Raw genomic sequence first — 11837 nt, forward strand, 5'->3', positions numbered from 1 at the left:
CGTGCCTTAATAGCATGGCAGCGTTTTCGCCAACCCTCTGACAAACCAAGGTTTTTTCAACCTTATGCACCGCTGGCAACGCCATGCGTCCCCGGCAGCGGATGCGTACTTTACGGATTCGCTGCCGACTTGGCAATGCTTTTAGAGAGAAAAATTATCAAAAAGTTCAAATAAGCGTCACACGGGCGTAACGTTTTTTCCCCGCCTGGATAACGTAGGCCTTGCCCGTAGCGAGCATGGTGTCCTGAGTAACAACGTCTCCATCCACCTTAACACTGCCGTTTTTCAGCATGTCTTTGGCTTGGGCACTATTTTTGGTAAGGCCTGAACGGTTAAGTACAGCAGCAATCGGCGCTTGCTCACTACCCTCGAAACCCACTTCCACTTCTGGCAGGTCTTCCGGCAGTTCACCATCGGCCAGTTGGTTACCCGCCGACTTGTGCGCATTAGCGGCAGCTTCCTCGCCGTGGTAGCGGGAGATCAATTCGCGTGCCAGCTCCATTTTAACGTCACGTGGGTTCGCGCCCTGCTCCACACTCTGTTTGAGCGCATCAAGCTCTTCGTTGGATTTCAGCGAAAGCAGTTCGAAGTAGCGCCATATCAAACTATCCGGCATGGACACCAACTTATTGAACATAGCGCCTGGTGCTTCATCAACGCCTACATAGTTACCCAGTGACTTGGACATTTTCTGCACGCCGTCCAGGCCTTCCAGCAGCGGCATGGTGATAACGACTTGCGGCTCCTGGCCGAAGTGCTTCTGAATCTCACGCCCCATCAGCAGGTTGAACTTCTGGTCGGTACCACCCAGCTCAACATCTGCCTCCAGAGCCACCGAGTCATAGCCCTGAACAAGCGGGTAGAGAAATTCGTGGATCGCAATGGGTTGATTGGCTTTATAGCGTTTCTCAAAGTCGTCACGTTCCAGCATACGGGCAACTGTGCTTTGAGCCGCCAGCTCAATCATTTTGGCGGCAGTTAGCTCACTAAACCATTCGGCGTTAAAGCGGACCTCCGTTTTCTCGGGGTCAAGAATTTTGAACACTTGCTCTTTATAGGTTTCCGCATTCGCTTTTACATCTGCTTCTGTAAGCGGTTTGCGGGTAACATTTTTACCGGTAGGGTCGCCAATGCGGCCAGTAAAGTCGCCAATAAGAAAGATGACGGTGTGCCCCAGGTCCTGAAACTGGCGCATTTTCGTTAACAGGACACTGTGCCCCAGGTGCAGGTCGGGCGCGGTGGGATCAAAACCAGCTTTAATACGCAACTTACGACCAGAGGCCAGCTTCTTTCTTAGCTCGTCTTCTACCAGAATTTCATGCGTGCCCCGCGCCAGCAGCGCTAACGTCTGATCCACCTCACTCATCGCCTCTCTCCACGTAACATGCGCCCTTTAAAAGGGCATACCAATGATAAATAGCCGACGATGTTACCATGCCCAAAGGCCTTGGTTGAGCCTTCACATCGTTTTTGGATGAGTCACCTTATGAAAACACCTGCTGCCTCACTGCATTACTATATTGGCTTGATGTCGGGCACCAGCCTCGACGGTGTTGATGCTGCCCTGGTTGCTATAGCACCCGATACGCTCCCCAGGCTGGTTGCCACCCACGCGGAGCCCATGCCAAAAGCACTCCATGCATTACTGATGCATCTTTGCCATGCTGAACAAGTGAGCTTTGCAGAGCTAGCCGAGGCAGAAACCGCCTTTTGCGAGCTACAGGCAAACGCAGTAGCGATGCTGTTGGCACAGCAGGGTATGTTGGCCAATCAAATCAGCGCCATTGGCAGCCATGGGCAGACCATTGAGCACGCACCTTATGGTCACCATGGCGGTCCCGCCTATACGTTACAGCTCGACAATCCTAGCCTTTTAGCAGAGTTGACCCTCTGTACCGTAGTAGCCGATTTTCGTCGTCGCGATCTGGCAGCGGGCGGCCAGGCAGCCCCACTGGCTCCAGCATTTCATCAAGCGCTATTTGGGCAGGAGGAAGGTGAGCAGTTGATCCTTAACCTGGGCGGCTTTGCCAATGTGACCTGGCTACCCAGTGATCGCATGCAGCCTGTTATTGGTTTTGATACTGGCCCGGCGAATGTTTTATTGGATGCCTGGTTTGCCAAACATCAAGGCGGCCGATTTGACACAGATGGCGCCTGGGCAGCCAGCGGCAACATTAACCATCCGCTACTGGAGCGGTTGCTGGAAGAGCCTTTCTTTCACCAGCCACCACCACGCAGCACCGGGCGGGAGCTATTCCACTTAGCCTGGCTTGAACGTCGCCTAGTAGGTAATGAAACAGCTGCCGATGTACAGGCCACCCTTGCAGAGCTAACCGCGGTCAGCGTGGCACAGGGTATTCAGCAACTGCCCCTGTCCCACGAAAGCGCGACACTTATTAGCGCTGGTGGCGGTGCGCATAACGCCTACTTGATGTGCCGTCTCGCCTATCATTTGCCCAACACTATATTTAAGTCACCAGCGGCCTACGGCTGGCCAGAAGACTGGATTGAAGCAGGCGCCTTTGCATGGCTGGCTCACCAGCGTTTATGCCACCAACCGGGTAACCTGCCTTCCGTTACCGGCGCTTGCGGCTCAAGGGTATTAGGCGGCATCTATGCCCGCTAAACCAAGAGGAGCAACCATCCGGGTCTGTGCTCCGAGGAGATTATTCATCTTTTAGCGAGAGCACGCCTTTTGCCCTTGCCTGGGCATCTTCCAGGCTGATTACCCCCTCGTTTACCAGCTGAGCAAGGGAAGCATTTAGTGTTTGCATTCCGAGGTTTCCACCTGTCTGGATAGCCGAGTAGATCTGCGCCACTTTATCCTCACGGATAAGGTTACGTACGGCAGCGGTGGCAATCAGTATTTCATGGGCGGCCACTCGCCCACCTCCCTGCCGCTTTAACAACGTCTGCGAAATGACAGCTTGTAGCGACTCTGACAACATCGAACGTACCATCGACTTTTCTTCACCGGGAAATACATCAATAATCCGGTCGATGGTCTTTGCTGCTGACGTGGTATGAAGCGTACCAAATACCAGGTGCCCGGTTTCCGCCGCCGTTAACGCCAGGCGGATTGTCTCCAGATCCCGCAACTCACCCACCAAAATTACATCAGGGTCCTCGCGCAAAGCGCTGCGCAGTGCGCTGGCAAAGCTATGCGTATCACGATGCACCTCGCGCTGATTGATCAGACAGCGCTTGCTGGTGTGCACAAACTCAATAGGGTCTTCGATAGTTAAAATATGTTCAAACCGGTGATCGTTAATATAATCAATCATTGCGGCAAGTGTGGTGCTTTTGCCCGACCCTGTTGGCCCGGTGACCAATACAAGGCCGCGGGGCAGCATGGCGATCCGCTCGAAAACATCGCCTAACTCCAACACCTGCATGGAGAGCACCTGGCTTGGAATGGTGCGAAACACAGCCCCTGCGCCACGCGCCTGATTAAACGCATTAACCCGAAACCTCGCCACCCCCGGCACTTCAAAAGAGAAGTCCGCCTCCAGGTGTTCTTCATAGTCCTGGCGCTGCCGATCATTCATGATGTCGTAGATCAGCCTGCACACATCACTATTATTCATCGCGGGTACATTAAGCCGACGAATATCGCCATCAACACGTATCATGGGTGGCAGACCAGCGGATAGGTGCAGGTCAGATGCATTCTGCTTTGCCGAGAATGCCAGCAGTTCGGTAATATCCATCTTTTCCCCCAGCTGCGGTAAGGTGCTTGAGTATGACAGACATCGCGCTTCCCGAGTCACTCGGTTACTCATACGATCAGGCGCGTGAACGCCTCCACAAGGCCCTTCAGGATGCTGGCCGACCGATTAACGGTGCGGCACTGCTGGCGGTGAGCAAAACCAAACCCGCGTCAATGATTCGTCAGGCATGGCAACTTGGGCAGCGGGAGTTTGGTGAGAACTACCTACAAGAAGCACTGGATAAGCAGGCCGAGCTGTCTGATTTAGAAGATATCGTGTGGCACTTCATTGGTCCATTGCAGTCCAATAAAACCCGCCCGGTCGCAGAACATTTTTGCTGGGTGCATAGCATTGACCGCTTGAAAATAGCTCAGCGGTTAAGTGAACAACGCCCTGAGCACTTATCGCCTCTCAATGTTTGTTTACAGGTCAATATCAGCCATGAAGCATCCAAATCGGGTGTCATGCCCGAGGAGGTAAAGGCGCTTGCTCAAGCAGTCGCGACCTTACCCAAACTCCGGTTACGTGGTTTGATGGCAATCCCGGCACCCGCCGACGGCCTGGTAGCTCAGCGAAAACCGTTCTCGGCACTGCACCAACTATTAGTAGAACTACAGTCGGAGCTGCCAGAAGCACCACTGGACACCCTTTCCATGGGGATGAGCGATGATCTCGAGGCAGCCATTCTTGAGGGCGCCACTCTGGTACGGTTAGGCACCGCTATCTTTGGAGCACGCGGTGGTGTCTGATCCGTGGTGACAGCATCAGGCCTACACCTGAAAGAACATCGCCGCCAAGCGCGGCTCACTTTTCAACACAGGATACCCATATGGCGAGCAAAATCACCTTCATTGGCGCAGGCAATATGGCCAGTGCCATTATCGGTGGCCTGATCAATAGCGGTGTCGCCCCGTCAGACATCACGGCCACGGCACCTAATGCAAGCGAGCTGGAGGCATTGCATCAGCGTTTGGGGGTGCATACCCAGATCGATAATAGTGAGGCCGTTAAAGGTGCCGATGTGGTCGTACTTGCGGTTAAACCACAGATTATGCGCCCCGTCTGCGAAGCGCTTCGCAATAGTGTTCAACAGCAGCAGCCCTTAATCATTTCCATTGCGGCGGGCCTGGATACCGCTACCATTGACGAGTGGCTGGGCGGCAACACCTCACTGGTACGCTGCATGCCCAATACACCATCATTGGTAGGCATTGGCGCCAGCGGACTTTATGCTAACCGCGCGGTTAGCGATGCCCAGCGCAGTCTGGCAACGCAGCTGATGGAAGCCGTTGGCATTGTGGAATGGGTTGAGGAAGAGTCACTGCTTGATGCAGTCACTGCTGTCTCAGGCAGTGCTCCGGCCTACTTCTTTTTAATGTTTGAAGCCATGGAAGCAGCCGCTGTTGAGCAGGGACTTCCAGCAGCCACCGCGCGACGTCTGGCAATTCAAACCGCTCTGGGTGCCGCTACCATGGCTCAGCAAAGCGATAAAGACCCCGCTACGCTCAAACAGAATGTGATGTCGCCGGGCGGCACCACCGAACGTGCCATTGCGCATATGGAAGATGCGCAACTGCGCACCACGATTGCCGATGCCATGCAGGCCTGCGCAAAGCGTGCCCAAGCAATGGCCAAAGAATTAAGCGCAAACTAAGCACGATATAACGCAACGGAGACGCAAGTGATGGGCAGCCAATTGGGTAGCGCCGGATTGATGTTAGTTAACACGCTGATCAACATATATTTATTCCTACTGATGCTGCGCTTTTTGCTGCAGGCTTCGCGGGCGGATTACTACAATCCCCTCAGCCAGTCGGTCGTTAAGATAACCCAGCCCGTCGTTGGCCTGTTCCAAGGCTTTCTGGGGCCCGTTGCAGGGCGTTTTGATCTGGCAACGCTTGCCGCAGGCTTTGTGCTCAAAGTCGTCAGTATTATCGCGATTTTTATGGTGATTGGCTTAGGCATGCCCCCTATCGCAGGAGTGCTGATTGCAGGCGTCGCCGCGTTGGCTAACGCCATCCTGAAAATTTACTTCTTCGCCATGATCGTGATGATCATCCTAAGCTGGGTAGCACCGAATGCCAGCCATCCAGGCGCACTACTGGTGATGCAACTGGTCGAGCCTATCATCGCCCCCGTGCGGAAAGTGATCCCCCCGCTCGGCATGATCGACCTGTCACCCATCGTGGTGTTTATCGCCATTAACCTGGTGGATGGCCTGGTGGTGGGCTCGTTAGTTCGTGCAGCAGGCATGCCCGGCGCGCTCGTGGGGCTTTAATCACTCCTCGCCTGGCTATTTAGTTAGCAGTGCTTCTTTTCAGCAGGATTAACGTTTTCGATGCCTGATTCAGACACTCTTGCGTATGCTGACCGGCCGGCGGACTCCGTCGGCCTTGTCACACCTCACATCGCTAAGTTCGACACGCCGCTTTCGCTTGCCTGTGGCAAAGTGCTGCCTGAGTACGAACTCATTTATGAGACATACGGTACGCTGAACGCTGAGCGCACCAATGCGGTGTTAATTTGCCACGCGCTTTCAGGCCACCATCATGCAGCGGGCTACCATCATGCCGATGACCGTAAACCCGGCTGGTGGGATGCCCACATAGGCCCTGGAAAATCCATCGATACCAACCGTTTTTTCGTGGTGTCTCTAAACAATCTGGGTGGCTGCCATGGCAGCACCGGGCCGGTGAGCCACAACCCGGAAACAGGGCGCCAGTGGGGCCCCGACTTCCCCATGGTGACGGTCCGTGACTGGGTCGCCAGTCAGGCACGCCTGGCTGACTATCTTGGCATTGAGCGCTGGGCCGCTGCCGTTGGCGGCAGCCTTGGCGGAATGCAGGTTCTCCAGTGGACAATAACGTATCCCGAACGGGTGGCTAACGCCGTGGTAATCGCTGCCACACCCCGGCTTTCCGCCCAGAATATCGCCTTTAACGAGGTAGCCCGCCAGGCGATTCGCTCCGACCCTGAGTTCTTCGATGGCTGGTACGCCGATTACGACACCGTACCCAGGCGGGGGTTAAAGCTGGCGCGGATGGTGGGGCATATCACCTATTTGTCAGAAGATGCCATGGGTAGCAAGTTTGGCCGTGATCTGCGCAGTAACGACCTGAACTTTGGCTTTGATGTCGAGTTCCAGGTGGAGTCCTATCTTCGTTATCAGGGAGACACGTTCTCCACGGCCTTTGATGCCAACACCTATCTGCTGATGACAAAAGCACTCGATTACTTCGACCCGGCAGCAGCCCAGGCGGGGGACCTGGCCAGTGCGCTGGCTCCTGCTCAGTGCCCATTTTTGATCGTTAGCTTCACCACCGACTGGCGCTTCCCGCCATCACGCTCCCGTGAGTTGGTAGATGCGCTGACCCGTGCAGGCAAACCTGTCAGCTATGCCAATATCGACTCTCCCCATGGGCATGATGCCTTCCTGCTTCCCGAGCCGCGCTACCAGGCCTTGTTCAGCGCCTTTATGGGTAGGGTTGCCCACGAGTTAAATATCCAAGCAACGGGTAGTGAGGAGGCGAAGTAATGCGCGCTGATCTTGAACTGATTTATGACTGGGTACCTCAGGGTACCCACGTATTAGACCTGGCCTGTGGTGATGGGGCACTGCTGGAGCGCCTGGCTCAGGAAAAAAGCGTCACGGGGTATGGCTTGGAAATCGACCCGGCAGGCATTACCCAGTGTGTGGCGCGAGGCGTTAACGTCATTGAGCACAATCTTGACGACGGCTTGGGCAGTTTCTGTGACAACAGCTACGACCAGGTTATTATGACGCAAGCGCTGCAAGCCCTGCGCCGCCCCGATAAGATGCTGGATGAAATGCTGCGGGTCGCGGAAGAAGGCATTATCACCTTCCCTAACTTTGCCTACTGGCGTCACCGGGTGCATCTTGGATTACGCGGCTATATGCCCGTCTCCAAGTCACTGCCCCATGCCTGGTACGATACGCCCAACATCCACTTGTCCACCTTTAACGACTTTGAGCACCTGTGTCGGGAAAAAGGGTTGGTGATTGTCGATCGAGCCGTCGGTGTCGGCGACCACCGGGGGCACTGGACATCAAAGTGGTGGCCCAATTTATTTGGCGAAATCGCTATTTTCAGGGTACGCCGCCGTTAATACAGCGGCTTGGAAACAAGCACCGGAGGAGCACATCATGTTACGCCGCCTATTACTCAGCATGGCCTTTGCTGCAACGTTACTCGGCACACTGAATGCCCATGCCGAGCAGTTTGTACAGGTCGGTAACTACGATATCCACTACAGCGCGGTCAGCACCAGCTTTCTAACCCCGGAAGTAGCCCAGGCGCACAATATTCAACGTAGTGCTAACCGGGGTCTGGTCAATGTCAGCGTGCGGGAACGCATGGAAGATGGCAGTACGCGCCCGGTGAGTGCGGGTATACAGGGTTATGTCAGCGGCCTGACGGGAACCCAGGAGCCACTGAGTTTCCGCACGGTTCACGATGGCGATGCCACCTACCATTTGGCGCCGTTCACCATACGCCATGATGAGGCCATGCGATTTGAGATGGACGTACGCTACGATCGTAACTCGGCCCCTGAGACCATCAACTTCATGCAACGATTCTACATTGAGTATTAACCGCTCATACACGTACCGGTAGCGGGCGTGATAAGCGAACAGCTACCGGTCGGCCTGCCTCCCACTGCAACGTAATGCCATAGGCCAATACCTCCACCCCGGCCTGCACCGCCTCAGCCAACGCTGCCGCGTAGTCTGGGTCAATATGAGCAGCGGGCGCCACATCATGAATCCCCTCATGCGCAACGCAAAACAGTAACACTGCCCGCTCCCCCTGTTCAGCAAGCGCTTGCAACGCGTGTAAATGCTTGGTGCCCCGCACACTTACCGAGTCAGGAAAGTAGCCATGGCCATCCGCCTCTTTGAGCGTAACCTGCTTCACCTCAATATAGACTGCGCCACGCTCAGGGTCATCCAGGCGAAAATCCAGCCGGGCACCAGGGACTTTCACCTCACGTTTGAGGGTTTGATAACTGGCTAACAGCGCGATATCGCCTGCCTCAATCGCGGCTTCCACGATACGATTAGCCCGCCCTGTGTGTACCGATGCCATGGCGGTGGAGCCATCTGCCTGGGGCAGCTCAATCCACTCCCAGGTCCATTCCAGCTTACGCTTTGGGTTATCACTGGGTGAAAGCCATACCCGGCAACCGGGCACATTAACGGCTTTCATTGACCCAGTATTGGGGCAGTGGGCCACCACCTCCTGCCCATTATCCAGGCACACATCCGCCAGAAAGCGCTTATAGCGGCGAAGCAAAATACCCGGCTCAAGCCCCGTGTAGGCAATCATAGGCGGCTCACAAAACGGGCAATACGCACGATGGCGTCCTGGAGCCGCTCAACATCATTGGTGAAGGCAATGCGTACATGGTGTTCACCGCCTTCAACAGCAAAATCAATCCCTGGAGTAACGGCCACATTCTCTTCCAGCAGCAGGCGTTCGCAAAAAACCTGACTGTCGCGGCTATAGCGGGAGATATCCAACCACAGATAAAACGCTCCCTGGGGTGGCAGGTCCGGCGCCAACCCCAGCTGCGCCAACCCATCAAGCAACACCTGGCGGCGCTCTTTCAGCGTGGCACGGCGGGTTTCAAGAATATCCCGGCACTCAGGAGTAAAGGCTGCCAGCGCCGCGTGCTGTGAGGGCGTTGGCGCGGCAAGGAACACGTTTTGGGCCAGTCGGATAATCGGTTCAACCGCGTGCCCCGGCGCAACGAGCCATCCCAGGCGCCAGCCTGTCATACCGAAGTACTTGGAAAAACTGTTAACCACAAAGGCCTTATCTGACAGTGAGGTCGCTGATAAAGGCGCATCGTCGTAATTTAACCCCTGGTAAATTTCATCCACGATAACCTCACCACCTTTGGCGTATACCGTACTGAACACTTCCTTGAGAGCATCGGCACTTAGCGTATGGCCGGTGGGGTTAGAGGGTGACGCCAGCATGGCCAGTCGTGTGCGCGTCTTCCAATGTTGATTAATCAGCGTGGCATCCAACTGCCAGCCGCTTTTTCGGTCAACGGGAATAGCATCCACCTGCGCCCCGGCCAGGGCCATAAAGTGGCGGTTACAAGGATAATTGGGGTCCGCCATGATGACACGGTCCCCCGCTTCCACCAGTAGCTGGCTGGCCAGTAGTAAAGCCCCTGAGGCCCCGGGCGTCACCAGAATCCGGGCGGGGTCTACGGTGGCGCCAAAGTGTTCGGCATAGTGCCCAGCAATGGCCTCGCGTAGAGCAGGTAGTCCTGCCGCCGGGGTATAGCGCGTTTTGCCAGTTGCCAGCGCCTGTTGCCCAGCAGCGACAATGGGTGCTGGCGTGGCAAAATCAGGCTCTCCCACTTCGAGATGAATCACATCATGCCCTTCAGCCTCACGGGCCTGAGCCATTTCCAGTAAGTGCATTACGCGAAAGGGCGCAACATGCTCCACGCGGGAATTCCAGACCATAGCGGTTCCTTCACCTAAACAGTAGTAAAACGTGACACAGGTCGCACAAGCTGTAGGACCATAGTAGAAAGTGCGTTATTATGCTTGCAATGCGCTTAATTTTCAGCTAAACAAGCATCCCTTTGGCGTGAGATCGTGACACACGCTCATGGTCTATCAGCAGTCACATACGTAAGGGGCACTCCCATGCCAGTAGCGGAAAAGAAATCGGAAGCGTCCAAGTCCTTCACACCGTACGAGTCGGCACCGGGTGAAGAGTACATGAACGAGAAGCAGCTCGCGCACTTCCGCCAGCTGCTTCTGGATTGGAAGCAGGATCTCATGGAAGAGGTGGATCGTACCGTACGCCACCTGCAGGAAGATGCTAACAACTACGCCGACCCCGCCGACCGTGCCACTCAGGAAGAAGGCTTTAGTCTTGAGCTGCGCACCCGGGATCGCGAGCGTAAGTTGCTAAAGAAAATTAACGAAACCATCGAAAAGATCGATGAGGACGACTACGGCTTCTGTGAAGCGTGCGGTGTTGAAATCGGCATCCGCCGCCTTGAAGCGCGCCCCACAGCAACGCTGTGCGTTGACTGTAAAACCCTCGCTGAGCTTAAAGAAAAACAGCTCGGCGGTTAACTGTCGGCGGCAGGACACTGCACGCTATGATCAAATCCGGGCACCTTTGGGGTGCCCGTTTTTATTTGCGTTTTAATAAATACCGTTACTGGCTGACATGACACACACTTCTCGCTACCGGGGTCGCTTTGCTCCCACACCCTCAGGGCCATTACACTTTGGTTCGCTAGTGGCGGCCTTAGGCAGCTATTTAGACGCCCGAGCCGCTGGCGGGACGTGGCTGGTGCGGATTGAGGATATCGACCCACCTCGTTGTCCGCCGGGCAGTGACAACACTATCCTGCGCCAGCTAGAAGCATTCGGCCTGCACTGGGATGAGCCGGTACAGTGGCAACATAACCACAGTGAAGCCTACCAGCAGGCTCTGGATCAACTGATTGCCCAGGGATTGGCTTACCCCTGCAGCTGCTCGCGCAAACAGTGGCAGGCATTCTCGATTTACCCCGGCTGGTGCCGCAGCGGCGTACGTGACGCAACAAAACCCGTTGCCTGGCGGTTGCGCAGTGACTTGGCACAGCGCCCAATCACTTGGCATGATCGCCTGTTTGGCTTTCAGCAGTTTGATCCCGCCACCCTCGGCGATGTGGTGTTAAAGCGCAAGGATCAGCTGTGGGCATATCAATTGGCTGTGGTGGTCGACGATGCGGAGCAGGATATTACCGATGTGGTTCGAGGCATTGACCTGCTGGACAATACGCCCTGGCAGTGCCAAATCCAGTCAGCCCTTGGCCTGCCAACACCCCGCTATCTTCATCTTCCACTCATTGTGACCGCTGCAGGGCAAAAGCTCTCCAAGCAAAATCTGGCCCCGGCCCTGGCGGAGGAAACCCGTGGCATTCGCCGCCAGTTATTTAATGCCTTGCAGGTGTTGGACCAGTCACCGCCTGATACGCTTATTGAGGAGCCACCAGAGACCCAACTGCGCTGGGCAACGAAACACTGGTCCATTGCGCAGTTGTCTCCCACCGCCCACCGCCGCTTGCCCCAGGAGCCTTAAC

The 11837-nt window shown here is 55.5% G+C and carries 13 protein-coding genes; 9 read left to right on the top strand and 4 right to left on the bottom strand.

What is annotated here, in order from left to right:
- Positions 1-166: 166 nt before the first annotated feature.
- Positions 167-1366, bottom strand: coding sequence for a tyrosine--tRNA ligase (gene tyrS / locus HP566_RS00075; RefSeq protein ID WP_249975216.1), 1200 nt, complete (start codon positions 1364-1366; stop codon positions 167-169).
- A 120-nt stretch (positions 1367-1486) separates the two neighbouring features.
- Here tyrS and HP566_RS00080 point away from each other — a divergent pair, with 120 nt between their 5' ends.
- Positions 1487-2626: an anhydro-N-acetylmuramic acid kinase gene (locus tag HP566_RS00080; RefSeq protein WP_249975217.1), complete on the top strand. Its 1140-nt coding sequence runs from the start codon at positions 1487-1489 to the stop codon at positions 2624-2626.
- Between the two features lie 40 nt (positions 2627-2666).
- Here HP566_RS00080 and HP566_RS00085 read toward each other — a convergent pair whose 3' ends face one another.
- A complete protein-coding gene (locus tag HP566_RS00085; RefSeq protein ID WP_249975218.1) occupies positions 2667-3710 on the bottom strand; it encodes a type IV pilus twitching motility protein PilT in 1044 nt (347 codons plus the stop codon).
- Positions 3711-3742: 32 nt separating this feature from the next.
- Between HP566_RS00085 and HP566_RS00090 the strand changes: the two genes are divergently transcribed.
- The 6 genes from HP566_RS00090 to HP566_RS00115 all read left to right on the top strand — a co-directional run bounded on the left by HP566_RS00090 (position 3743) and on the right by HP566_RS00115 (position 8325).
- Complete coding sequence (locus HP566_RS00090) at positions 3743-4459, top strand: YggS family pyridoxal phosphate-dependent enzyme (RefSeq protein ID WP_249975219.1); 717 nt, start codon at positions 3743-3745, stop codon at positions 4457-4459.
- Between the two features lie 80 nt (positions 4460-4539).
- On the top strand, positions 4540-5364 hold the full coding sequence (proC, locus tag HP566_RS00095) for a pyrroline-5-carboxylate reductase (RefSeq protein WP_249975220.1): 825 nt from the start codon (positions 4540-4542) through the stop codon (positions 5362-5364).
- Positions 5365-5394: 30 nt separating this feature from the next.
- On the top strand, positions 5395-5988 hold the full coding sequence (locus tag HP566_RS00100; protein WP_249975221.1) for a YggT family protein: 594 nt from the start codon (positions 5395-5397) through the stop codon (positions 5986-5988).
- A gap of 60 nt (positions 5989-6048) precedes the next feature.
- Positions 6049-7245 (top strand): homoserine O-succinyltransferase MetX, encoded by a 1197-nt coding sequence (gene metX, locus HP566_RS00105; RefSeq protein ID WP_249975222.1) that lies wholly within the window; start codon positions 6049-6051, stop codon positions 7243-7245.
- Positions 7245-7838 (top strand): methionine biosynthesis protein MetW, encoded by a 594-nt coding sequence (metW, locus tag HP566_RS00110; RefSeq protein ID WP_249975223.1) that lies wholly within the window; start codon positions 7245-7247, stop codon positions 7836-7838. Before metX ends, metW begins: the two co-directional genes overlap by 1 nt.
- A gap of 37 nt (positions 7839-7875) precedes the next feature.
- The gene (locus tag HP566_RS00115) at positions 7876-8325 is read left to right on the top strand and encodes a DUF4426 domain-containing protein (protein ID WP_249975224.1); all 450 of its coding nucleotides are present in this window, start codon (positions 7876-7878) and stop codon (positions 8323-8325) included.
- 4 nt (positions 8326-8329) lie between these two features.
- Here the strand turns inward: HP566_RS00115 and sfsA are convergent, their stop codons facing one another.
- Together sfsA and HP566_RS00125 are read right to left on the bottom strand one after the other, a co-directional pair.
- Positions 8330-9058: a DNA/RNA nuclease SfsA gene (sfsA, locus tag HP566_RS00120; RefSeq protein ID WP_249975225.1), complete on the bottom strand. Its 729-nt coding sequence runs from the start codon at positions 9056-9058 to the stop codon at positions 8330-8332.
- Positions 9055-10215, bottom strand: a complete 1161-nt coding sequence (locus HP566_RS00125) for an aminotransferase class I/II-fold pyridoxal phosphate-dependent enzyme (RefSeq protein ID WP_249975226.1) — start codon at positions 10213-10215, stop codon at positions 9055-9057. Before HP566_RS00125 ends, sfsA begins: the two co-directional genes overlap by 4 nt.
- A 186-nt stretch (positions 10216-10401) precedes the next feature.
- Between HP566_RS00125 and dksA the strand changes: the two genes are divergently transcribed.
- Both dksA and gluQRS read left to right on the top strand, forming a co-directional pair.
- The gene (gene dksA / locus HP566_RS00130; RefSeq protein ID WP_249975227.1) at positions 10402-10839 is read left to right on the top strand and encodes an RNA polymerase-binding protein DksA; all 438 of its coding nucleotides are present in this window, start codon (positions 10402-10404) and stop codon (positions 10837-10839) included.
- Between the two features lie 97 nt (positions 10840-10936).
- Positions 10937-11836, top strand: coding sequence for a tRNA glutamyl-Q(34) synthetase GluQRS (gene gluQRS / locus HP566_RS00135; RefSeq protein WP_249975228.1), 900 nt, complete (start codon positions 10937-10939; stop codon positions 11834-11836).
- Position 11837: the final 1 nt, after the last annotated feature.

Origin of the sequence: Vreelandella olivaria (assembly GCF_023507745.1) — a bacterium.
GTDB lineage: Bacteria > Pseudomonadota > Gammaproteobacteria > Pseudomonadales > Halomonadaceae > Vreelandella > Vreelandella olivaria_A.

Coding starts and splice junctions, on each gene's coding strand:
- metX (WP_249975222.1), top strand. CDS start 6,049: ATGCCTGATTCAGACACTCTTGCGTATGCTGACCGGCCGGCGGACTCC.
- metW (WP_249975223.1), top strand. CDS start 7,245: ATGCGCGCTGATCTTGAACTGATTTATGACTGGGTACCTCAGGGTACC.
- HP566_RS00080 (WP_249975217.1), top strand. CDS start 1,487: ATGAAAACACCTGCTGCCTCACTGCATTACTATATTGGCTTGATGTCG.
- tyrS (WP_249975216.1), bottom strand. CDS start 1,366: ATGAGTGAGGTGGATCAGACGTTAGCGCTGCTGGCGCGGGGCACGCAT.
- gluQRS (WP_249975228.1), top strand. CDS start 10,937: ATGACACACACTTCTCGCTACCGGGGTCGCTTTGCTCCCACACCCTCA.
- HP566_RS00115 (WP_249975224.1), top strand. CDS start 7,876: ATGTTACGCCGCCTATTACTCAGCATGGCCTTTGCTGCAACGTTACTC.
- dksA (WP_249975227.1), top strand. CDS start 10,402: ATGCCAGTAGCGGAAAAGAAATCGGAAGCGTCCAAGTCCTTCACACCG.
- HP566_RS00100 (WP_249975221.1), top strand. CDS start 5,395: ATGGGCAGCCAATTGGGTAGCGCCGGATTGATGTTAGTTAACACGCTG.
- HP566_RS00090 (WP_249975219.1), top strand. CDS start 3,743: ATGACAGACATCGCGCTTCCCGAGTCACTCGGTTACTCATACGATCAG.
- sfsA (WP_249975225.1), bottom strand. CDS start 9,058: ATGATTGCCTACACGGGGCTTGAGCCGGGTATTTTGCTTCGCCGCTAT.
- HP566_RS00125 (WP_249975226.1), bottom strand. CDS start 10,215: ATGGTCTGGAATTCCCGCGTGGAGCATGTTGCGCCCTTTCGCGTAATG.
- HP566_RS00085 (WP_249975218.1), bottom strand. CDS start 3,710: ATGGATATTACCGAACTGCTGGCATTCTCGGCAAAGCAGAATGCATCT.
- proC (WP_249975220.1), top strand. CDS start 4,540: ATGGCGAGCAAAATCACCTTCATTGGCGCAGGCAATATGGCCAGTGCC.